A 22764-nucleotide genomic window follows, 5' to 3' on the forward strand; every position below is an offset into this window, starting at 1 on the left:
TGTGAGTATTTGCCCACAATACAAGCAATTGCTCATAACATTCGGGAGGAATGAAATGTTTAAGAGAACGCTTCTGCTCGGCGCGGTTTCTGTCGCGGCGATGGTCAGCTTTGCACATGCGGAGACATTGACCATTGCCACGGTCAATAATGGCGACATGGTTCGCATGCAGAAACTGACCGAAGATTTCACCAAGAAAAATCCGGACATTCAGCTCGAATGGGTAACGCTGGAAGAAAACATTCTTCGCCAGCGCGTCACAACCGATATCGCCACCAAAGGCGGCCAGTATGACGTGATGACAATCGGCACCTATGAAGTGCCGATCTGGGCCAAGCAGGGATGGCTTTTGCCGCTCGACGGTCTGGGTGCGGATTATGACAAGGCCGATCTTCTGCCATCGATCAGCGATGCTGTTTCCGTTGACGGCAAGCTCTATGCCTCGCCATTCTATGGCGAAAGCGCGATGGTGATGTACCGCAAGGATCTGGCTGAAAAGGCCGGTGTGACAATTCCTGAAAAGCCGACCTGGGACCAGATCGCTGATGCTGCGAAGAAGATGACCGACAAGTCCACCGAGACTTACGGCATTTGCCTGCGCGGTAAGGCCGGTTGGGGCGAGAACATGGCGCTGTTGACGGCAACGGCAAACTCCTTCGGTGCGCGCTGGTTCGATGAAAAGTGGACACCGCAGTTCGATCAGCCGGAATGGAAAAAGGCACTCACATTCTATGTCGACCTGATGAAGGAAGCCGGACCTGCCGGTGCCTCCTCAAACGGCTTCAACGAAAACCTCGCACTTTTCCAGACGGGCAAGTGCGGCATCTGGATCGATGCTACAGTTGCGGCGTCCTTCGTGACCAATCCGAAAGAATCGAAGGTTGCAGATAAGGTGGGCTACGCCCTCTTCCCCACGGGCGGTGTGGAGAACCACGGCAACTGGCTATGGGCATGGAATCTTGGCATTCCTGCCGGTACGAAAAAGGCAGAAGCAGCACAGAAATTCGTCTCTTGGGCGACTGACAAGGCTTATACGGAATTGGTTGCGAGCAAAGAAGGTTGGGCAAACGTTCCGCCCGGCACACGCACTTCGCTTTATGCCAATCCGGAATATCAGAAGGCTGCGCCTTTCGCCAAGATTACGCTCGAAGCCATGACGGCAGCCAATACAAGCAAGCCGACCGTCAAGCCAGTGCCTTATACGGGTGGTCAGTTCGTTGCCATTCCCGAGTTCCAAGGGCTCGGCACGGCAGTGGGCCAGCAGTTTTCGGCGGCGCTTGCCGGTTCTGTAACCGTTGATCAGGCTTTGCAGAGCGCACAGGCACTGACAACCCGCGAAATGACGAAGGGCGGTTACATCAAGTAGATCCTCCTGGCTCCGGGCGGTTTCGGCGCAAATGCCGGAGCCGCCCGGGCCTCCTTTGCTCATCTGCATTTTCAATGATCGCTGTATTGGATCCTGACCATGGCTACGCTTCAGACACGCGCAACTGCCCGTATCATGATGTCGCCCGCCGTCATCCTCTTGTTCCTGTGGATGATCGTGCCGCTTGTCATGACGCTGTACTTTTCGTTCCTGCGCTACAATCTCTTGATGCCGGGAACCGAAGAATATGTCGGCTTTCTCAATTACCAGTATTTTCTGACTGATCCCGCCTTCTTCACTGCCCTTGGCAATACCTTGCTTCTGGTTGGTGGAACATTGCTGATCACGGTGATTGGCGGCATTCTTTTGGCGATTGTTCTGGACCAGCCATTCTGGGGCCAAGGCATTGTCCGCCTTCTGGTCATCGCGCCATTCTTCGTTATGCCAACCGTCTCGGCATTGGTTTGGAAGAATATGCTCATGCATCCCGTCAACGGCTTGTTTGCCTGGATCGCACGATCCTTCGGGATTCAGCCGGTGGACTGGTTTGCGCAGGTTCCGCTGTTTTCGATTATCCTGATCGTTGCATGGCAGTGGTTGCCATTCGCAACGCTTATCCTGTTGACCGCATTGCAGTCGCTGGATGGCGAGCAGATAGAAGCGGCAGAAATGGATGGAGCCGGACCGATATCGCGTTTCATCTATCTGGTCCTTCCGCATCTTGCTCGCGCGATCACCGTTGTTATTCTGATTCAGACCATTTTCCTGCTGAGTGTTTTCGCTGAAATTCTGGTGACCACAAATGGGGGACCGGGCCTGCAGACCACAAACATTGCATATCTGATCTATTCACAAGCGCTTTTGCAATTCGACGTGGGTGGAGCTTCCGCTGGCGGTATTGTGGCGGTCATCCTCGCCAACATCGTTGCCTTCTTCCTCATTCGCCTCATCGGCAAGAACCTGGAGAGGTAGAAAAATGGCTCGGTCCGTTACCACGCAACGCAAACTCATCTTTACAATAATTGGATGGAGTATCGGGTTCCTGATCTTTTTCCCGATCCTGTGGACGCTTCTTACCAGCTTCAAGACGGAAGGGACGGCCGTGGCAACGCCGCCTCAATTCCTGTTCTTCGATTGGACGCTGGAAAATTATCACGAAGTGCAGAGCCGTTCTGACTACGGCAAGCATGTTATGAACTCGATAGTTATTTCGGTTGGCTCGACACTACTCGGCCTCGTATTGGCAATCCCGGCCGCTTGGGCGATGGCATTTTCCCCAACCAAACGCACCAAGGATATTTTGATGTGGATGCTATCCACCAAAATGATGCCTTCTGTCGGCGTGCTTGTTCCGCTCTACTTGATCTTCCGCGATTGGGGCCTGCTCGACTCGCGTCTCGGCCTTGTTGCGGTTCTCACCATGATCAATCTGCCGATCATTGTCTGGATGCTCTACACCTACTTCAAGGAGATACCAGGCGAGATACTCGAGGCTGCCCGTATGGACGGCGCATCGCTGATGAAAGAGATTATCTATGTGCTGACGCCCATGGCCATTCCCGGCATTGCTTCGACAATGTTGCTGAACATCATTCTGGCATGGAACGAGGCATTTTGGACGCTCAACCTAACAGCCGCAAATGCTGCGCCACTGACAGCTTTCATCGCCTCCTATTCCAGCCCCGAAGGGCTGTTCTGGGCAAAGTTGTCGGCTGCGTCCACCATGGCAATCGCCCCGATCCTGATTATGGGCTGGTTCAGCCAGAAGCAATTGGTTCGCGGTTTGACCTTTGGCGCCGTCAAATAATTTCTGACCTTTGGCCTCGCCAAAAGAGATGGGAACAATATTATGGGAAGCATAACACTTGAAAAAGTATCGAAGTCATTCGGTAGCACTTCGGTCATTCCGGAAATCGATCTTGAAATCAATGACGGCGAATTCGTTGTCTTCGTAGGGCCATCCGGCTGCGGAAAATCAACATTGCTGCGCATGATCGCTGGTCTGGAAGATTTGAGCGGTGGGCGTGTCGTTATCGACGGTAAAGACATGTCCAACGAAGCGCCAGCCAAGCGCGGATTGTCGATGGTGTTTCAGTCATATGCGCTCTATCCGCATATGAGCGTCTACCAGAATATAGCTTTTCCGCTGAAGATGGATGGCCAGGAAAAGTCCGCGATCGACAAGAAGGTCAAGGACGCAGCACATATCCTCAATCTGACAAACTATCTCGATCGCAGGCCTGGACAACTATCGGGCGGTCAACGCCAGCGCGTTGCTATCGGCCGTGCTATTGTGCGTCAGCCGAAGGCGTTTCTATTTGACGAGCCGCTTTCCAATCTTGATGCGGCTCTTCGGGGCAATATGCGTCTCGAAATCAGCGATCTACATCATCAGCTAAAAACCACCATGATCTATGTGACGCATGATCAGGTGGAAGCCATGACAATGGCAGATAAGATCGTGGTGCTGAATGCAGGTCGCATTGAGCAAGTGGGATCGCCTCTGGAACTCTATAAGAGCCCGAAAAACGTCTTTGTAGCCGGGTTCATTGGATCACCGCGCATGAATTTGGTCGAAGGGCCAGCTGCTGCAAAACACAATGCGGTAACGTTGGGTGTACGGCCGGAACATGTCCAAATTTCCAAAACTGAGGGCTTATGGAAAGGCACTGTTGGAGTAACCGAGCATCTCGGGTCCGATACATTTATCCATGTACAGACCGAGAATACCGGAAAGATCACGGTGCGCACAGATGGCGATTTCGCTACGGAACATGGGCAGTCAGTGTACTTGACACCTGATCCATCCCGTTTGCATCTTTTTGATGCAAACGGCCAAGCCATATAGGCACTCGAAATGAGCAGGCTTGCGGGCAAGACGGCATTTATCACAGGTTCGGCACGAGGTATCGGCCGTGCATTTGCAGAGGCTTATATACGTGAAGGCATAGACCATGTGGTAATTGCTGACATCGATCTGGAGCGCGCGCAGCAAACCGCAACTGACCTGGGCAACAAGGCTCTTGCGGTCCGGCTTGATGTGACCAATCAGCAGTCCATCGATGCGGCAATTACCAAAACGGTCGAGCATTTTGGCGGCGTCGATATCCTGATCAATAATGCAGCGCTTTTCGATCTCGCGCCAATCGTCGATATCACCCGCGATAGCTACAATAAATTGTTTGCAGTAAATTTTGCAGGAACACTTTTCACACTGCAAGCCGTTGCCAAAAACATGATTGCTCGCGGAAAAGGCGGCAAGATCATTAACATGGCCAGCCAGGCGGGGCGCCGCGGAGAGCCGCTTGTCGCTGTTTACTGTGCAACGAAGGCAGCAGTAATCAGTCTTACCCAATCGGCAGGCCTCAACCTTATCAAGCACGGCATCAACGTGAATGCCATTGCGCCCGGTGTCGTTGATGGAGAGCACTGGGAAGGCGTGGATGCCCTCTTTGCAAAATACGAGAACAGGCCGCGTGGAGAAAAGAAGCGACTCGTTGGCGAAGCTGTACCATTCGGCAGGATGGGCACCGCAGACGATCTCGTTGGCATGGCCGTTTTTCTGGCTTCAAGTGATAGCGATTACGTCGTCGCACAAACTTACAATGTCGATGGCGGCAACTGGATGAGCTGACTGTAAGTCGGTCGTGATGGACGCTTGCAGCATGAATGAAAAGAAGGGTTGATCCCGATGACAATTAAACTTTCGCAGAACGCTTTGCCCCAATTTTCGGCCAATGTCAGCGTACCCAGTTACAAGCAATCGGATTTGAAAGCCGGGATTATTCACTTTGGTATCGGGAATTTTCATCGTGCACATCAGGCGGTTTATCTTGATGAGTTGTTCAATGCAGGGACGGATCACGAATGGGGTCTGGTTGGTGCTGGGGTCCTGCCTTCCGATGAAATCATGCGTCAGAAACTCAAGGACCAAGACTGGCTTACAACTGTAGTTGAACAAGACAGCGGGCATCGCAAAGCATATGTCACATCATCAATGATCGACTATATTCAGCCGGGTAACGCTGCAAACACAATTGCTCGTCTTGCTGATCCTGAAATCCGGATCGTGTCATTGACCATTACCGAGGGCGGTTATTTTATTGATCCGGCCTCAGGAAAATTCAATCCGCAACATCCTGCCATTGCGGCAGATGCGGCCAATATAGGCAGCCCGAAAACCGTTTTCGGCTTGATTTTGGCTGGCCTGATTCGTCGGCGCAGCGAGGGCACACCTGCTTTTACGGTTATGTCTTGCGACAATATTCCAGGCAATGGCCACGTCACCAGCGATGCCATTTGTGGATTGGCGGCGCTGATTGATCCTGTGCTTGCAGATTGGGTGAAGCAAAATGTGGCTTTCCCGAATGGCATGGTGGATCGTATTACACCAGCAACAACCGACCGCGAGCGCAACTTCCTGGCAACGGAATTTGGAGTTGAAGATAATTGGCCGGTATTTTGCGAACCGTTCAAGCAATGGGTGCTCGAGGATCATTTTCCAACTGGTCGTCCTGCGCTTGAAAAGGTCGGGGTGACGTTTGTCGAAGATGTTGCACCGTATGAATTAATGAAAATACGCATTCTCAATGGCGGGCACGCGGCAATCGCCTATCCGGCTTCACTCATGGACATCCATTTTGTTCACGAAGCGATGGAAGAGCCATTGATACGCAATTTTCTAACGAAGCTTGAGCGCGAAGAGATCATTCCGGTGTTGCCACCCGTACCTGATATGCCTTTCGATCAGTATTTTGATCTTATTATCCGGCGTTTTTCCAATCCAAAAATCGGCGATACCATTCAGCGACTTTGCCAAGATGGATCGAACCGCCAGCCAAAATTCATTCTGCCGACGACTGCCGACAGGTTGAGGGCAGGCGACAGCATTACCGGCCTATCCCTGGTGTCTGCGCTTTGGTGCCGGTTCTGCGCAGGGACAACGGATAGTGGCAAACCGACCGACTATCTGGATGCGAGCGCTGAGCGATTAAAGATCGAGGCTTTGAAGGCAAAGGGCGATCCGAAGGCATTCCTTGCCATGACAGATATTTTTGGCGATGTAGGGACAGCACCGGTTTTCGTCGAATCATTTTCGCGTATTCTCCGGACACTATGGGACAAGGGAGCACGCGAAACTTTGGAACTCTATCTTGAAAATAAACTCTAATGGCTGATCCCTCGCTTATTATTTTCGATTGCGATGGCGTTCTGGTCGACAGTGAACCTATCTCCATAGCGGTGCTGCTGGAGATGATCGCCAAAAGCGGTGTCACCATGTCAGAAGATGATGCCTATGATCGTTTTCTTGGTCGTAGCATGGCGACCATTAGCAAGATTCTCCACGAAGAATACGGTTTCGCTGCCAGCGAAGCCGACCTCGACGAAATGCGGACCAATCTCTATTCGCGCTTCGAATTGGATCTCCAGCCCATCCCCGGCATCGCTGATACATTGAAGAAATTGCCACAGCGCCGCTGTGTTGCTTCGTCGAGCCAGCCAGAACGCATTCGTTTATCGCTAAGGTTGACCGGGCTCATCGACCTGCTTGATCCGCATATTTTCAGCGCCACTATGGTCAAGAATGGCAAGCCCGCTCCAGACCTGTTTTTATTTGCTGCGAACACAATGAATGTCGATCCGGCTGAATGTGTGGTGATCGAAGACAGCCCAGCAGGTATACAAGCTGCCAAAGCGGCGGGTATGCGCGTTTTCGCATTTACGGGCGGGACGCATTCCCGCGGTGGCAGGCTGGAGTCAACGCTTGCGTCTCTTGGCCCAGACCTTATATACGACGACATGTTGCAATTGCCTGACCTACTCAAGTCGTAGGAAGCCGTACTGAAAGTTCGTTGATGCCGCAATTTGTCTGCGCTGTAGATGTTGGTACAGGAAGCGCCCGTGCGGGCATTCTGGATGCAAATGGCAACCTTCTGGGCCGCGTGGAGCACCCAATCTTAATGAATCGCCCAATGGGTGATCATGCCGAGCACGATTCGGAAGATATATGGAAATCTGTATGTATTTCTGTGCAAGGCGCGATTGCGGCGGCTAAAATTGATCCTGCAGATGTGGTGGGCTTGAGTTTTGATGCCACCTGTTCATTGGTCGTTCGCGATACCCATGGCAAGCAGCTTACCGTCTCAACATCTGGCGAGCAGCGCTGGGATACAATTGTCTGGCTCGATCATCGCGCTTTGGACGAGGCCGATGAATGCACGGCAACGGGCCACAAAGTCCTCGATTTTCTGGGCGGTGTCATGTCGCCGGAAATGCAGACGCCAAAATTGATGTGGTTGAAGCGTCATTTGCCGACCACTTGGAACAAGACGGGGTATTTTTTTGATCTGGCCGATTATTTGAGCTGGAAAGCAACAGGATCGTTGGCGCGGTCGCAATGCACGTTAACCTGTAAGTGGACCTATCTCGCGCATGAAAAGCAGGGCTGGCAGGTAGATTATCTGGAAGCAATCGGCTTGGAGGACTTGATTGAACGCGGCAATCTTCCGGACGTCGCAAGTCCTGTGGCAACGGATTTAGGCGCACTGACAAGCGAAGCGGCAAAAGAGTTGGGCCTCACGCCAAACTGTCATGTAGGAGCCGGACTCATTGATGCATTCGCCGGCTCGCTTGGCGTTCTAGGTGGCTTTGCTGGCGATCTTTCACAGATTGATCGCCATCTTGCGCTGATAGCTGGAACGTCAAGCTGCCTGATGGCCTTGTCCCGGGAGCCGATCTCGTTTCGCGGTGGTTGGGGCCCCTATCACGGCGTTGCACTTCCAGATGTTTGGCTGAGCGAAGGCGGTCAATCCGTAACTGGTGCCTTACTCGACCATATTATCCGCTGGCATGGGGCTGGAGGCGAGCCAAGTGGCGATGTGCACAGAAAGATCACAGCACGTATCATGGAGCTTCGTGCAACCGAGCCGGATCTCGCAAATCGTTTACACGTCCTGCCCGACTTCCATGGAAACCGTTCGCCGCTGGCTGACCCGCATGCGGTCGGGGTTATCAGTGGTCTGACACTTGATTCATCCTTCGACAGCCTGTGCCGTCTTTATTGGCGTACTGCTATCGGCATATCGCTCGGCGTGCGCCATATTCTGGATGCGTTCAATGACAAGGGTTACGCAATCGACAAGATGCATGTCACTGGCGGCCACATCAAGAGCCCGCTGCTTATGGAGCTTTATGCCGATGCGACCGGCTGTACGGTTATAACCTCTGCGGCGGAGGACGCGGTGCTCCTTGGCACAGCGATGGTAGCTGCGGCGGCTGCGGGCGTGTATGCTGATCTACCTTCGGCCTGCACAGCGATGAAGCAGGGCGGGCATGTCCGTCGACCTGATCCGGCAGCGCGTCAGCGCCTTGATCGCGACTATCGAATCTTCCTTGAAATGCATGCCCAGCGCAAAGCATTGGACGCTTTGCAGTAACTGGGAAGGGCTCTAATGCGCCGCTTCCCAGTTATGCGCAGCACGTGCATCCACCTGTAGTGGAACTGATAACGCAATTGCTGGCATGGCCGCGTTTTCCATCACTTCGCGAATAACAGGAAGCGTTGCCTCCACCTCATCCTCAATGGTCTCGAAAACCAATTCATCATGCACTTGAAGCAGCATGCGCGCCGTGAGTTTTGCATCTTTTAAAGCGGCATCCATGCGTACCATTGCCCGGCGAATAATATCCGCTGCAGAGCCTTGAATGGGTGCATTGATCGCTGCACGTTCGTTGAACGCGCGCAGTTGCGGATTTGACGAACGAATTTCGGGATAATGCGCACGGCGGCCAAAAATGGTTTCGACATAGCCGTGTTGACGGGCAAAGGCTTTCGTCGCTTCCATATAATCCTTGATCCCCGGGAAGCGTTCAAAATAGGTCCGGATGTATTGGCTGGCCTCTTCGCGCGGAATGGAGAGCTGGTTGGCAAGACCGAATGCGGAAATACCGTAGATAATGCCGAAGTTGATGGCCTTTGCGCGTCGTCGCACTTCCGAAGGCATGCCTTCCACCGGGACGCCGAACATTTCAGAAGCGGTCATAGCATGAATGTCGATGCCATCGGCAAAGGCCTGAGTCAGCTGTGGAATTTCCGCAACATGTGCAAGCACACGGAGTTCGATCTGGCTATAATCTGCCGATATCAGCTTATTACCGGGCGCGGCTATAAAGGCCGTACGGATTTTGCGCCCCTCGGTGGTGCGAACCGGAATGTTTTGCAGATTGGGCTCTGAGGACGACAGACGCCCTGTCGAGGTTGCGGCCATGGCATAGGACGTATGGACCCGCTTGGTGTCGGGATGAATGTAGCCGGGAAGGGCGTCGGTATAAGTTGATTTCAGCTTTGTCAGCTGACGCCAGTCAACGACTTTGCGAGGTAGTTCATGGCCCTCAGCGGCTAAGTCTTCGAGAAGCTGAGCAGATGTTGACCACTGCCCAGTTTTCGTCTTCGATCCCCCCGGCAGCCCCATTTTTCCGAACAGGATATCACCCATCTGCTTGGGAGACCCGATATTGATCTTCTCTCCTGCAAGTTTGTAGATTTCGTCCTCGATAGCCGCTGCTGACTGTGCGAGATCACCTGACAAGCGAGACAGAATCTGTCGGTCGACAGAAATCCCTCGTTCCTCCATACGGGCGAGCACAGGAATAAGGGGCCGTTCGAGCCGCTCGTAAACCGAGGAAAGGCCATCGGCGACAAGCCGAGGCTTCAGAAGTCGCCATAGCCGCAAAGTAACGTCTGCATCCTCAGCGGCGTATTCGGTGGCTCTTTCTATTTCAACTTTGTCAAATGTGAGTGAGGATTTACCAGAACCGACCAAATCCTTGTAAGCCAAAGGCTTGTGACCCAGCCATCGATCACACAGACTATCCATGGTATGGTGGCCTTCGCCAGCATCCAACACATAGGAAATAAGCATGGTGTCATCGACCGGATGAAGATCAATGCCGTGACGATGCATGACCAGCCACTCATACTTCATGGCATGGGCAATTTTGAGAACCGATGCGTCTTCAAGCATCGGCTTCAACAGACGGAAAACCTCTGCTTCAGGAATCTGATGTTCAAGCAGTCCACCGCCAAGCAGATCGCCGTCGCGTGATTTATGATTGATTGGAATATACGCAGCCTTGCCCGGCCGCGTGGCGAGGGATAGGCCCACAATTTCGGTCTGCATTGGATCGGCGGATGTTGTCTCCGTATCGAAAGCGACGATACCCGACGCCATGGCTTCATCAATCCAGATTTGCAGCGAGGCAACATCGCGAATCGTTGTGTAGGCACTGCGATCAATTTTGGCTGACAACGCTTCGTCGGTGCGAGCCTTTACAAGGTCAGCAGGTGTAGCGGACACGTTTGATGATGGCGGTTTGCTGGAGACAACCATCTGGCTTGATGCGGTTGCAGCTTCAGGGCTGGCATCAGATCCAGCACTATCTAAATCCGGGCCGCGCGCTTCGGCGACGGCCTCAATCTTAAGGTTGGCAGCTTCAATTTCGCTGGCGTCCACTCCGGTTGCCTCGGCAGCGCGACGTGTCAGGGCGTTGAATTCCATCGATTTGAGAAATGCAACCAGCTTTGGTCCGTTCTGAGGCTCGAGTCCGAAATCCTCAAGACCTACGTCAATGGGCGTATCGGTTTTCAGGGTCACAAGCTGGCGGGATATCAATGCCTGCTCGGCATACTGGATTATGTTCTCGCGTCGTTTCTGCTGTTTGATTTCTCCGGCACGCGCAAGCAGCGTATCGAGATCACCAAACTCCTCCAGCAACTGCGCCGCTGTTTTTGGTCCGATGCCGGGAATTCCAGGAACATTATCGGTCGAATCGCCCGTCATTGCCTGTAGATCAATCATTTTTTCGGGCGGCACGCCCCACTTCTCGATTACCTCAGGAATGCCGATCTGCTTGTCCTTCATGCTGTCATACATGGACACCAGCGGCGTAACGAGCTGCATCAAATCCTTGTCTGATGAAATAATCGTAACTTCTGCTCCCACAGCTTCTGCCATGCGGGCATAGGTGGCGATGAGATCGTCAGCCTCATAACCTTCCTTCTCAATACACGGCAGATTAAAGGCTTTCGTTGCTTGCCGGATCAAACCGAATTGCGGGATCAAGTCTTCCGGAGGGGCAGAGCGGTTTGCCTTGTACTCCGGATAAATTTCCTTGCGGAAGGTGGTCGAGGAATAATCGAAAATTACTGCGAAGTGTGTGGGCGTATCGCGTACAGACGTGTCTCGCGCTTCCCGCAACAGCTTCCACAACATGTTACAAAAACCTGAAACGGCGCCGACCGGCAGGCCATCCGATTTCCGCGTCAGGGGCGGAAGAGCGTGGTAGGCGCGGAAAATATAGCCGGAGCCGTCGACGAGGAACAGATGATCACCTTTTTTCATGGCAACAGAAATAAATGAACATGGTAAAAAAGGAAATGACGAGTTGTGTTGTTTCCAGCGACTCCTGTGGGCATCCTGACGTTAATTTCGCTTCACGCCTTTGTTACAAAGATGTAATCTTCTGTGCCCTTGAATTGCCACGGTTTACCCCCCAAATCCAGTTCATCGACATTAGATCGATCGCTGGTTTTTAAGGCTCGTCCCCCGCCTGACACCAGTGTCGCAGCCTCCCATTCCCCTCTCCAGGGTGGCTGCAAATGAGTGTAGTAGTGATCTGGTCGCCTTTGGTCCCCCCGCCAAGGCGGCCATTTCTTTTATAGCGTGCCGCCCTGCCATTTTTTTATGCCGTTGGCTTGAAAATACGCTAAGAAGAGCTCCCTTCACGAATCCCGGTCAATGAACTCAGGAAATATTATGTCAGCTCTCGAACCTGTCTTGAATGCGCTTGATACAAACCTCGACAAGAGCTTGGAGCGCCTTTTTGATCTGCTGAGAATCAAGTCCATTTCAACTGATCCGGCGTTCAAAGTGGATTGTCGCAAAGCCGCTGAATGGCTGGTAGCTGATCTGCAATCGATTGGATTTGAAGCAAGTATACGCGACACGCCGGGGCATCCGATGGTTGTCGCACATCATGCTGGCCCTAGCGAAGATGCTCCCCATGTGCTTTTTTACGGCCACTATGATGTCCAGCCTGTCGATCCTCTCGAATTGTGGGAAAACGATCCATTCGATCCTGCGATCAAGGACATGGGCAATGGCCGCAAAATTCTGACCGGTCGCGGCACATCTGACGACAAGGGCCAGTTGATGACCTTTGTTGAAGCCTGCCGTGCTTATAAAGCGGTACATGGCCAATTGCCGATAAAGATTTCCATTCTGTTTGAAGGCGAAGAAGAATCGGGCTCGCCGTCTCTCAAGCCATTTCTTGAGTCGCACAAGAATGAGCTGAAGGCCGATTTTGCGCTCGTCTGCGACACTGGAATGTGGGATTCGGAAACGCCTGCGATTTCTGTCGGGCTGCGCGGATTAGTTGGCGAAGAGATTATTGTCAAAGCGGCCGACCGGGACTTGCATTCCGGTATGTTTGGCGGCGCAGCGGCAAACCCGATCCGCATCCTTACTAAAATTCTCGCTGATATTCATGACGAGAATGGCGCGGTGACAATCCCTGGTTTCTATGATGGCGTTGAAGAAACACCCACGCAAATATTGCAGATGTGGGAAGGGCTCGATGCCACGCCGGAAAACTTTCTTGGTCCTGTTGGTCTTTCTATACCATCAGGCGAGCAGGGTCGTTCAATCCTTGAACTGATATGGGCGCGTCCGACCGCCGAATTTAACGGCATAACCGGCGGTTACACGGGACAAGGGTTCAAAACCGTCATTGCGGCCCAAGCCTCTGCAAAAGTATCGTTCAGATTGGTCCACAAGCAAAGTCCGGCGAAAATCCGCGAGGCTTTCCGCGCCTTTGTCCAAGCGCGTGTTCCTGCCGATTGCACAGTTGAGTTCCATGAGCATGGTGGATCACCCGCCATCCAGCTTTCCTACGAATCGCCGCTGCTTTCCAAGGCAAAAAATGCCCTGAGCGATGAATGGCCAAACCCGGCAGTGCTGATTGCAATGGGTGGCTCAATTCCGATTGTTGGTGACTTCCAGAATATGCTGGGCATGGAATCTTTGCTCGTAGGCTACGGCCTCGAAGATGACCGGATTCATTCTCCGAATGAGAAATATGAATTGAATTCATTCCACAAAGGCCAGCGGTCTTGGGCGCGCATTCTCGACGCCCTCGCGAAATAAACAGGAAAAGAATATGACCATTCGCTTTCACCGCAATGACCTGCCTGACCTGAGCAACTATCAGGTCGATGCGGTTGCCATCGATACCGAGACACTTGGTCTCAATCCGCATCGCGACAGGCTTTGTGTCGTTCAAATTTCACCTGGCGATGGTACAGCGGACGTTATCCAGATCGATAAGGGACAGAAAAGTGCTCCGAATTTGGAGTGGCTGCTGGGCGATAATGCCGTCACCAAGATTTTTCACTTCGGACGTTTTGACCTTGCAGTTCTATTTCATACGTTTGGCATCATGCCGAAACCTGTCTTCTGCACCAAGATCGCATCCCGGCTGATACGCACCTATACGGATCGCCACGGATTGAAAGAGATTTGCAGTGAACTGCTGGAAATCAACCTTTCCAAACAACAGCAGTCTTCAGATTGGGGTGCACCGCAGCTCAGTCAGGCACAGCTGGAATATGCGGCCTCCGACGTTCTTTATCTGCATCGCCTGCGAACCATTCTCCAGCAGCGTCTGGAACGGGACGGGAGAGCAGAAGAGGCGATGGCTTGCTTTGAGTTTTTGCCTACCCGCGCCAAACTGGATTTGATGGGATGGGACGAGCAGGACATTTTTGCGCATAGCTGAGTTATTACGCGGCGGTGGCTTGAGCTGTTTCCTGCTGTGGAGCGCGATCTACATGCGCCCAAGCCGGTCTTTTGAATAGAAATTCCCCATAGCTAGTGAGTTGAATGATTCTATAAAGAATGACCGGGCCGATGACGCCGCTCATCACCGTCAGTAGTGAAATAGTGCCGATATCAGTGATGATTCCAGTTTTAAGCACTATAGTGCGAGCGGCTGCCATGGGCAGAAAGAAGGCCAGGTACACCACGATTGAGTGAGCACCAAGCCAGCGCAGCGTTGCGTTTATGGGCTTCCATGGCACACTTGCAATAAGAGCTGAGCTTGAAACAATAGCCAGTGCTCCAGCAAAACCGGCGATCAACGAGATAACCGGCACACTTGCCCAGCCACCAAGCCCGCCCGAAGTATAAGTCTCTTGTGGTATCCACGCGCTAAATGGGGCCGGTGCAGGATGGAAGACCAGCCACCCGTTTAAGACAGCCCATGCACCTAGAATGATTGCAGCAATAGCGGGGCTGGCCCGCAATTTCTCGGCCAGTTTGAAGATTGCTGGAGCAAATGCATATCCTGCAAAAAAATACACATATCGGCTGCAAAACTCGTCAATAACAAGCCATCCCGTGTGGATCGGCAACGTTTCTAAAAGTGCCGATGCTGCAAAGACCAGCCAGACATTTGTCGTCTTCAGCAATCGGGTAACGATAAAGAACACCGGCAACAAATATATGAACCACAATGTGCCAAATGGTTGCACAAATGCGAGCAGATAAGCCGATATGGCACCCGTCGCTCCGTCTTGCGCCACAACCCCTGGTGCCTTGAACACAAATTGAATGGTTAGCCAAAGCACGTAGAAATAGGCAAAATGCACGACCTTTCGATCAATATAGCGCAGCCACGAGCGGTTAATGACGACGCTTAGGAAAAGCCCCGATATCAAAAAGAAATCTGGCATCCGAAATGGCTGAGCAAATGCTACAACCGGATGCATCCACCCTTGCGTGCCAGTCTCGTTCTCTACACCCAGAACAGAATGCATCATCACTACAAAAATGATGCAGATACCTTTGGCAATGTCGACCCAGTCTACCCGCATCTTTTCCACGGTACTCATTCGTCGTGCTCCCTCACCATTCGTCTTTGATACGCGAAGATTCAGAATAGGAAGTAAAATTCAGGTGATGGACGAATGCCCGAAGATGTTTCCATAAAACATGATTGCTAGACCGTATTTCGAGCGATCGAATTTTTATTGTAATTATCAGAAGTCGTTCTTCGGAGTGCTACGCGTACGAGACTGTACAAGGCACAAAAAAGCCGGGCAAGAGCCCGGCGAATTGTGAACGCTAATGCGTCCAGAGGGGAACACGCAACGAGCGAAAAATGGGAGGAGAACCGCTCGTTACGCAAGGATTAAAGTATAGCTGATAAAAGAAATATTCAAGAGCCTGCAAATAATAATCTTTTGCTATTGAGCAGCCGGAGATTGTTTTTCAAATTCTTGGCTGTCCTTGCATACCCCGTGTCCCCGTAACTGGCACCCGCCAAGACGGTATTGCGCCTCTGAGTCGGGTGAGGGGCTGAGGCGCTTAATGGCACCGCCACCGCATCCGCTAATTCCAATCGTGAGAACTACAAGCATGATAAGGCGCATGAACATTCCTCATTGATACGCAAGATTAACCCCAGCAGATGGATTTCTCAACTGGCGGCAGGTCATTCAAAGCAGCGGACGAAATTGTCCCAAAGATGGCTTTTCCGGCATGCGGGCAAGTTCTTCAAGTTGATTCATCGCACCTGCAAGAGTGAAGCGCTGAAAAAGCCAAGGCTCAACTTTATATGGTAAAGTTTCGAAAAGCGCGATTTTGTCGGACAGCGCTTGGGCGTCGCCGGTGGGAACGAGCCATTGTGCGTAGGAGTCTGTGAGGATCTCTGCCGGTCCATAGGGGCAATCGGTGGATATGATAGGCGTTCCCGAGATAAGACTTTCGACCAGAACGTTTGGAAAGCCTTCAAAATCGGATGACAGCAATAAAGCGTCTGCGCGCGCCATATAGGAAAAGGGGTTGTCGCGAAAGTTAAGGGCAGCCACTCGGTCTTCCAATGCATATTGCCGCGCAAGTTGCATGGCTTCATCGGGCTTATCAGTCAAAAGCAAGAGCCTGCGTGTTGATCCGCTGCCCTTCAACGCTTCGAACAGCACGTCATGGCGTTTGGCCGCAGCAAATCGGCCCACATGGATATAATACGGTTCGGAGGGCAAATCGGCAGGCTTTTCAGCTGCCAATTTGCGTATGTGTTCAACATTGTAGCCATTATGTATCAGCGTTGCGCTGGATGGGATGGCATCCAGTTTTGCAAGATCGTCAATCACGCCCTTTGATACGCCTATGACCGGTTTTCCGTGATAGATACTAGATAAAAGCCGCGCGCGCCGCCGCCGTTTTCGAAGATCGGACACGCCCGCAATAAGCTCTGATGTCGCAATATGTATCCAATGATGTACGTTTATCAGCCCGGCTCTGGCTACAACGCGGTCAGCCGGCGTGAGCGAAGAAGAAACAAAATCAAAGGGCTGAAGGCGTGAGGCCTGTTTGAACCACTGCCGCAGACGTAACGCGGATTTTATCTGTTGAACGAAACCACTTAGCCTGGTCGTCGAGCGATCCAAAACCTCAAATTCAACCCCGTCTGGGATGGGCCTCGTCTCGCCATCTACAAGTGCCAAAATCGTGACCTCGTGGCCGCGACGCGCCAACTCCCCTGCATAACGGAGTCGCGAATAGGTGACTCCGTTCGGCCCGAGATCTGCGATAATAAAAAGAAAACGCATCAGCCATCGTCCTATCGGAGCATCACGGGCGCGCGAAGAGTCCCAGCTCTGTAAATTGACGGGAATCTCGAAACCTTATGGAGTCCGGCCCAATCAAGCTCACATTTTCTTCGGCACCAAGCACGTCAATCACGTTTTTGTAAACATGTGAGCCACCATAATATTGCGCGTCCGCAACAGCGGCCTGCGCGAAAAGCAAGGCATCACTGAAAAATTTGAAATGCAATAGCGAGCCATAAATAGGAGAAAAATTGCGATAGAATGGCAATGGCTTGTGAATACTGGAAGCGAACGCCATCGTCGTCTCCACGTATAGAAGCGGGTATTTCATCAATTCAACATGTTCCTTGAGAATACGTCCGCGGGGGCCACCCGTTAAAGACATGAAACGGTTATCCGCGCTCATGCGATAGCCGGACGCGTCAAACATATCGGCAATTTTCCAAGGCATGATCTCGCTGGAACCATCGAATACTGCCGATGACAGCGGGCCCGAAGGATAAAGGTCAATCATGGGCGCTGGACAATGCCTAATGCCCTTTAGCTCAAGATTTGCAATGAGCTCCGGTAACGGTTCTTCTTCGCAATTGTCATAAATGAAATATTCATCGCAATCGACATTAAGATACCAGCGATTGATTCCATACAGTTTCAGAAGTTCATGTCTCCAGAGCTTCCCACGGTCAGCTTCCCCATAGCGTAGGGGTGACTTGAAGAGATCGACATCGGGCTGTTGCAGCAATATGTCCCGGGTAGCATCAGACGAATTATCATCGATACATAGGAAGCGTGTGACACCAATTTTGCGATAGTGAGACAGAAATGAGGGCAGGAAATTTACGCTGTTGCGCGTCAGGAAAATGAGTGGAATGTCCGTATTCTGTAACGGGCGCATTCCAGAACCAAGAGGTGATATCGCGGCAACATTATTTTTTCGGCGCTTCAATCGCGTCTCGATCCGCCACGAATCCAGACGGCTCCTCAGCCTTTGAAAAAGACTGCGTTCGATTGCCGGTGAGCCCTTGTCGGGAAATGCCAAATTCGTTTCTGACAATGTAAAAAGCGTGTCCGATTGCGGTATTGAGTTTTATGTCAGCACGTAAAGACCATGTGCATATGCGCCCACCAATACCAACATAAAAATGCTTATAATCAAGGCATTAATTCCATTCTTATGCTCACTGTGGCGAGAATGCTGGTAACACAGGCCCGCCGCTGTAACCATTAATGCAAGATAGCTTGCGCTTTCCGCAATCTCTTCTTTTATCTGCATGGAAACTGTGCCGTGCTGTGAATCACAATAGGCACCAATAAGAAGAAAAATTGCCGCGACGTAGAATGGCCAAGCAGATTTGCTGAAAACAAATCGCGCAATTTCGCCAACTGTCCGCCAGCGAAAGGCCAGATAAACACATGCCACCGCAATTATTATAACAGCTTCGTGAATACGGAATACTTTGCTGTTCATATAGGTCGTTATTGGACCCACGCGATCAACCTCAAGCTCACGCAGGAAAAAAACGATACAAAGCACAGCCATGCCAATGGAAAACATTCGGCCAGCTTTATGCTGGAGCAGGCCTGCGATGAAGAACAGGGCAGTTGCACCGGCGATATATGCCAGCTGGAAAGTTTCAATCGCACCCGACTCATCCAGCGAAACAGAAACGTCCAGTGGGTCGATTGAAAACGCGAAATAACCGATGTTGATAACGAGTGCAGCCAGTAAAAGCAGCGCGAAACCCGTTGTGAACTTTGCCTGTTCCATGTCACGGACCTTATAAGACAGCGAAGCGCCGAGACCTAAAGGAAGCTGCACACTATCGCAACCCTTTAGTGTATTAGTTGCAAAAACTGCAACTGCACACGATAGAGCTGCTTTGGCTGGCCTGTCTTCGCGCCGCTGTTTTGTTAAACGAATTTAACTTCACTGGTCCTTAACCGCACCTTAAATCGCCGCATTTACTCTGCAACGCGTGGCTATCACTCCAGATGGGTACAACGGCGCGGAATTTATCATCAATGGCACCACGCGATAAAGGCAGGCAACGCATCGAACCCGGCTTTGGCTCCGGTCGGGATTCGAGCGATGACATGCGTGCAGATCCGGAGGATAGGCCCGTGGCAAAACGCAAATCGGCAGTGCGCAAAGTCTCAAAGTCAAAGCGTAGCAGCTCACGCCGCGGCAAAAACGGCAGTGGATTTATTGGGTTGCTGCGCCGCGCAGTTTATTGGTCGTTTGTTTTATGCATTTGGGGTGGAATCGCTCTGACAGCCACGGTTCTCTATTTCGCCGCCAAGATGCCCCAGACGACGACATGGACCATTCCTGACCGTGCACCCAACGTTAGGATAGTTTCCGTGGAAGGCGAATTGATTGCCAATCGTGGCGCTTCGGGCGGAGAGGCAATCGGGCTGCATGATATGTCGCCCTATATACCTGAGGCGGTTATTGCCATTGAAGATCGCCGGTTCTATTCGCATTTTGGCGTCGATCCTATTGGCTTTGCCCGGGCGATGGTAACCAATGTGATTTCGGGTCGCTTGGTACAGGGGGGCTCGACGATCACCCAGCAGTTGGCCAAGAATCTTTTCCTGACACCTGATCGCACCCTTGAACGCAAGGTTCAGGAGGTATTGCTGGCGCTGTGGCTGGAGCAGAAATATACCAAGACACAAATCCTGGAGATGTATCTTAATCGGGTCTATCTGGGGTCTGGCTCTTATGGTGTGGCCGCTGCATCGCACCGGTACTTCAACAAATCAGCCAAAGAAGTGACCTTGCCAGAAGCTGCGCTGCTTGCGGGTCTGCTCAAGGCTCCTTCGCGTTTGTCACCTGCACGTGATCCAAAAGCTGCCCGCGAACGTTCGCAATTGGTGCTTGCTGCAATGCGTGAGCAAGGCATGATCGGCGTTGACGAATTGGATGTGGCGATGAAGCAGCCTACAGCACGCGCCGCTTCCTATTGGTCAGGATCAGAACAGTATGTTGCTGACCGCGTCATGGAGGAGTTGCCAAATCTAATCGGCGATGTATCGAATGATATTGTGGTTGATACCACTGTGGATCTTGGCTTGCAGAAGTTGGGAGAAGCATCGATCCGCGATCTCATCAGTAAAAACGGTGAGAAGTTGAATGTTTCGCAAGGCGCGCTGGTCTCAGTTGATGGAACAGGCGCCGTGCGCGCTCTCGTAGGCGGGTATGATTACGCCAACAGTCAGTTTGACCGGGCCAGCGAGGCAAAGCGCCAGCCGGGATCGGCCTTCAAGCCTTTCGTTTATCTTTCTGCTTTGGAAAAGGGACTTACGCCGGAATCTATTCGCAATGATGCGCCAATCCGCATCGGCAAATGGACACCAGGAAATTACAATGGAAAATATTTTGGCAAAGTAACATTGGCTGAAGCACTGGCCCGCTCGCTCAATTCCGTATCTGCGCAACTTGTCATGGAAGTGGGACCTGCAACCGTTGTCTCAACGGCTCATCGTCTTGGCATCGATTCCAGCCTTACGTCAAATGCTTCGCTGGCCCTCGGCACATCTGAAGTAACTTTGTTGGAACTGACAGATTCCTTTGTCCCATTTGCCAATGGAGGCTACAAGGCGCCTGTCCACATTATTCGCCGTGTCACCACGAATAGCGGTAAGCTGCTTTTTGAGTATAAGGGGCCGACACCGGACCGTGTTGTAAGCCCGCGCAATCTCAGCATGATGAACGCCATGTTGAGCCAGACTATCGAGACTGGCACGGCAACCAAGGCAAGATTTGGCTGGCCGGCAGCTGGCAAGACCGGAACCAGCCAGAACTTCCGTGATGCCTGGTTTATTGGCTATACGTCCAATCTGACGACAGGCGTGTGGTTCGGCAACGATAACGGCAAGCCAACGAAGAAGATCACCGGCGGATCGTTACCGGCAATCGCTTGGAAAGATTTCATGGTGGCAGCCCATAAGGGCGTTCCCATCGCACCGCTTCCCGGAGATTATCGCCTCGATAAATTGATCGAAGAGGGCAATGATATTTTGCCTGATTCGGGTGTTGATCCTTCAGCTCCATCAGCACAACTCGACCCCGGCACGCAGGTTGGACTTGGCGACCAGACTGGATCTACGAGACCTATTCCACCGGGAGACGTGGGTCAAAACGGTCAGGCAGGTCGCAAGACAACGCTGTTCGATCTCATCATGGGAAATTGAACGAGCGATACCAAGCGTCTTGCCAGGAACTAACTTGTCAGGGTTCTTTTCACGGCGATCTTCCATCCGGCAATCTTGGCCTTGCGGGTCTTCTCATCCATTTTCGGTATAAAGCGCGTGTCTCTTTCCCATGTTTTGGAGAATTCGCGGCGGTTTGGCCATATGCCCGCCTTGGAGCCGGCAAGCCATGCTGCGCCAAGTGCCGTTGTTTCGAGAATGGTTGGTCGATCCACGGGCGCATCAAGAATATCGGCAAGGCGCTGCATGGTCCAGTCCGAGGCGACCATCCCGCCATCGACGCGCAGCACGGTCTTGGTGTCAGAAGTCTTCCAATCCTTTCGCATGGCGTCAAGGAGATCGCGCGTTTGATAGGCCACAGATTCCAGCGCGGCTCTTGCAAATTCCGCAGGGCCAGAGTTTCGGGTCAGTCCATATATCGCGCCACGTGCTTCTGCGTCCCAATGGGGTGCCCCTAGCCCTACGAAGGCGGGAACGAGATAAACATCTTGGCTCGGGTCTGCCTGATCAGCGAGCTTACCGGTTTCGGGCGCGGATCCAATGATTTTCAACCCGTCCCGCAGCCATTGCACCGCCGCACCTGCAATGAAAATCGAACCCTCCAGCGCATAGGTCGTTTTGCCGTTGAGACGATAAGCGATGGTTGTCAGGAGCCGGTTTTTGGAGATCACCATATCGCTGCCCGTATTGAGCAAGGCAAAACAGCCCGTACCATAAGTGGATTTGAACATTCCCGGTTCAAAACAAGCTTGGCCAATGGTCGCTGCATGTTGATCACCGGCAACACCGAGAATTGGAATTGTTGCGCCAAATAAAGACGCTTCCGCCGAGCCGAAATTTGCCGCGCAGTCTTTAACCTCCGGCAACATTGCACGAGGAACACGGAGAATTTCGAGCAGTTCGTCATCCCACTCATTGGTAGCAATGTTAAAAAGCAGCGTGCGTGAGGCATTGGTGGCATCTGTCGCGTGAACCTTGCCGCCAGTCAGTCGCCAAATCAAAAAACTGTCGATTGTACCGAAAAGCAGTTCGCCATTGGCTGCGCGCTTGCGGGCACCGGGCACTTTATCCAAAATCCAGGAAAGCTTGGTGCCAGAAAAATAGGGATCGAGCAGCAAGCCCGTTTTCCGGGTGAATTTCTTTTCCAGCCCTTGCTTCTTCAGCTTTTGGCAAAGGGAAGCGGTTCGGCGATCCTGCCAAACTATGGCGTTGTGTATCGGTTTGCCCGTTGCCTTTTCCCAGACGATCACCGTTTCGCGCTGATTGGTAATGCCGATTGCCGCAACGTCGCCTGCTTGGATTTTTGCATTCTCGATAGCAACTTCACAAGTTGCCAGAACGGATTGCCAGATTTCATCAGGATCGTGCTCAACCCAGCCAGACTGCGGATATATTTGCGTGAATTCTTGTTGGCTTTTGCCGACAACTTTCCGGCTCTTATCAAAAATGATTGCGCGGCTTGATGTCGTGCCCTGGTCGATGGCCAATATATATCCGTTCATGCTTCCTCCCGCGT

Annotated in this window: 17 protein-coding genes; 11 read left to right on the plus strand and 6 right to left on the minus strand. The window is 52.1% G+C overall.

All coding sequences use genetic code 11. The features are described from left to right. Positions 1–55: 55 nt before the first annotated feature. From QFZ34_RS14150 to QFZ34_RS14185, 8 genes are all read left to right on the plus strand, one after another. Positions 56–1366 carry an ABC transporter substrate-binding protein gene (locus tag QFZ34_RS14150; protein WP_115051590.1) on the plus strand — a complete coding sequence of 437 codons (1311 nt, stop codon included), beginning with the start codon at positions 56–58 and terminating at the stop codon, positions 1364–1366. A 99-nt stretch (positions 1367–1465) separates the two neighbouring features. Next, positions 1466–2338 (plus strand): carbohydrate ABC transporter permease, encoded by an 873-nt coding sequence (locus QFZ34_RS14155; RefSeq protein WP_307282119.1) that lies wholly within the window; start codon positions 1466–1468, stop codon positions 2336–2338. 4 nt (positions 2339–2342) lie between these two features. Continuing rightward, a complete protein-coding gene (locus tag QFZ34_RS14160) occupies positions 2343–3173 on the plus strand; it encodes a carbohydrate ABC transporter permease (RefSeq protein WP_307282122.1) in 831 nt (276 codons plus the stop codon). Positions 3174–3215: 42 nt separating this feature from the next. Beyond that, entirely contained in the window at positions 3216–4214 is a 999-nt protein-coding gene (locus QFZ34_RS14165; RefSeq protein ID WP_307282125.1) for an ABC transporter ATP-binding protein, read from the plus strand. A 9-nt stretch (positions 4215–4223) separates the two neighbouring features. After that, on the plus strand, positions 4224–5000 hold the full coding sequence (locus QFZ34_RS14170; protein ID WP_307282128.1) for an L-iditol 2-dehydrogenase: 777 nt from the start codon (positions 4224–4226) through the stop codon (positions 4998–5000). Positions 5001–5057: 57 nt separating this feature from the next. Further along, positions 5058–6536 (plus strand): mannitol dehydrogenase family protein, encoded by a 1479-nt coding sequence (locus QFZ34_RS14175; protein WP_307282131.1) that lies wholly within the window; start codon positions 5058–5060, stop codon positions 6534–6536. Continuing rightward, on the plus strand, positions 6536–7198 hold the full coding sequence (locus QFZ34_RS14180) for an HAD family hydrolase (protein ID WP_307282134.1): 663 nt from the start codon (positions 6536–6538) through the stop codon (positions 7196–7198). The genes QFZ34_RS14175 and QFZ34_RS14180 overlap by 1 nt, the downstream gene beginning before the upstream one ends. A gap of 23 nt (positions 7199–7221) precedes the next feature. Further along, positions 7222–8802: an FGGY-family carbohydrate kinase gene (locus QFZ34_RS14185; RefSeq protein WP_307282136.1), complete on the plus strand. Its 1581-nt coding sequence runs from the start codon at positions 7222–7224 to the stop codon at positions 8800–8802. Between the two features lie 12 nt (positions 8803–8814). Here QFZ34_RS14185 and polA read toward each other — a convergent pair whose 3' ends face one another. After that, positions 8815–11766 (minus strand): DNA polymerase I, encoded by a 2952-nt coding sequence (polA, locus tag QFZ34_RS14190; protein WP_307282139.1) that lies wholly within the window; start codon positions 11764–11766, stop codon positions 8815–8817. Between the two features lie 414 nt (positions 11767–12180). Between polA and QFZ34_RS14195 the strand changes: the two genes are divergently transcribed. Beyond that, a complete protein-coding gene (locus tag QFZ34_RS14195) occupies positions 12181–13569 on the plus strand; it encodes a M20/M25/M40 family metallo-hydrolase (protein ID WP_307282143.1) in 1389 nt (462 codons plus the stop codon). Between the two features lie 13 nt (positions 13570–13582). Beyond that, complete coding sequence (locus tag QFZ34_RS14200; protein WP_307282145.1) at positions 13583–14200, plus strand: ribonuclease D; 618 nt, start codon at positions 13583–13585, stop codon at positions 14198–14200. A gap of 4 nt (positions 14201–14204) precedes the next feature. Here QFZ34_RS14200 and QFZ34_RS14205 read toward each other — a convergent pair whose 3' ends face one another. The 4 genes from QFZ34_RS14205 to QFZ34_RS14220 form a co-directional block, all read right to left on the minus strand. Next, positions 14205–15314 carry an acyltransferase family protein gene (locus QFZ34_RS14205; protein ID WP_307282148.1) on the minus strand — a complete coding sequence of 370 codons (1110 nt, stop codon included), beginning with the start codon at positions 15312–15314 and terminating at the stop codon, positions 14205–14207. A 606-nt stretch (positions 15315–15920) separates the two neighbouring features. Further along, complete coding sequence (locus QFZ34_RS14210) at positions 15921–17033, minus strand: glycosyltransferase (protein ID WP_307282149.1); 1113 nt, start codon at positions 17031–17033, stop codon at positions 15921–15923. A gap of 22 nt (positions 17034–17055) precedes the next feature. Further along, complete coding sequence (locus QFZ34_RS14215) at positions 17056–17979, minus strand: glycosyltransferase family 2 protein (RefSeq protein WP_307282151.1); 924 nt, start codon at positions 17977–17979, stop codon at positions 17056–17058. A 141-nt stretch (positions 17980–18120) separates the two neighbouring features. Next, positions 18121–18852, minus strand: a complete 732-nt coding sequence (locus tag QFZ34_RS14220; protein ID WP_307282153.1) for a hypothetical protein — start codon at positions 18850–18852, stop codon at positions 18121–18123. Between the two features lie 203 nt (positions 18853–19055). On the opposite strand from QFZ34_RS14220, the gene QFZ34_RS14225 reads away from it, so the two are divergent. After that, the gene (locus QFZ34_RS14225; protein ID WP_307282155.1) at positions 19056–21230 is read left to right on the plus strand and encodes a transglycosylase domain-containing protein; all 2175 of its coding nucleotides are present in this window, start codon (positions 19056–19058) and stop codon (positions 21228–21230) included. Between the two features lie 29 nt (positions 21231–21259). On the opposite strand, the gene glpK is transcribed toward QFZ34_RS14225, so the two are convergent. After that, a complete protein-coding gene (gene glpK / locus QFZ34_RS14230) occupies positions 21260–22750 on the minus strand; it encodes a glycerol kinase GlpK (protein ID WP_115051553.1) in 1491 nt (496 codons plus the stop codon). Between the last annotated feature and the right edge of the window lie 14 nt (positions 22751–22764).

This window comes from Phyllobacterium ifriqiyense (assembly GCF_030817885.1).
In the GTDB taxonomy this organism is placed as follows: Bacteria; Pseudomonadota; Alphaproteobacteria; order Rhizobiales; family Rhizobiaceae; genus Phyllobacterium; species Phyllobacterium ifriqiyense.

Coding starts and splice junctions, on each gene's coding strand:
- QFZ34_RS14160 (WP_307282122.1), top strand. CDS start 2,343: ATGGCTCGGTCCGTTACCACGCAACGCAAACTCATCTTTACAATAATT.
- QFZ34_RS14195 (WP_307282143.1), top strand. CDS start 12,181: ATGTCAGCTCTCGAACCTGTCTTGAATGCGCTTGATACAAACCTCGAC.
- QFZ34_RS14185 (WP_307282136.1), top strand. CDS start 7,222: ATGCCGCAATTTGTCTGCGCTGTAGATGTTGGTACAGGAAGCGCCCGT.
- QFZ34_RS14150 (WP_115051590.1), top strand. CDS start 56: ATGTTTAAGAGAACGCTTCTGCTCGGCGCGGTTTCTGTCGCGGCGATG.
- polA (WP_307282139.1), bottom strand. CDS start 11,766: ATGAAAAAAGGTGATCATCTGTTCCTCGTCGACGGCTCCGGCTATATT.
- QFZ34_RS14175 (WP_307282131.1), top strand. CDS start 5,058: ATGACAATTAAACTTTCGCAGAACGCTTTGCCCCAATTTTCGGCCAAT.
- QFZ34_RS14210 (WP_307282149.1), bottom strand. CDS start 17,033: ATGCGTTTTCTTTTTATTATCGCAGATCTCGGGCCGAACGGAGTCACC.
- QFZ34_RS14200 (WP_307282145.1), top strand. CDS start 13,583: ATGACCATTCGCTTTCACCGCAATGACCTGCCTGACCTGAGCAACTAT.
- QFZ34_RS14180 (WP_307282134.1), top strand. CDS start 6,536: ATGGCTGATCCCTCGCTTATTATTTTCGATTGCGATGGCGTTCTGGTC.
- QFZ34_RS14225 (WP_307282155.1), top strand. CDS start 19,056: ATGGCACCACGCGATAAAGGCAGGCAACGCATCGAACCCGGCTTTGGC.
- QFZ34_RS14205 (WP_307282148.1), bottom strand. CDS start 15,314: ATGAGTACCGTGGAAAAGATGCGGGTAGACTGGGTCGACATTGCCAAA.
- glpK (WP_115051553.1), bottom strand. CDS start 22,750: ATGAACGGATATATATTGGCCATCGACCAGGGCACGACATCAAGCCGC.
- QFZ34_RS14165 (WP_307282125.1), top strand. CDS start 3,216: ATGGGAAGCATAACACTTGAAAAAGTATCGAAGTCATTCGGTAGCACT.
- QFZ34_RS14170 (WP_307282128.1), top strand. CDS start 4,224: ATGAGCAGGCTTGCGGGCAAGACGGCATTTATCACAGGTTCGGCACGA.
- QFZ34_RS14155 (WP_307282119.1), top strand. CDS start 1,466: ATGGCTACGCTTCAGACACGCGCAACTGCCCGTATCATGATGTCGCCC.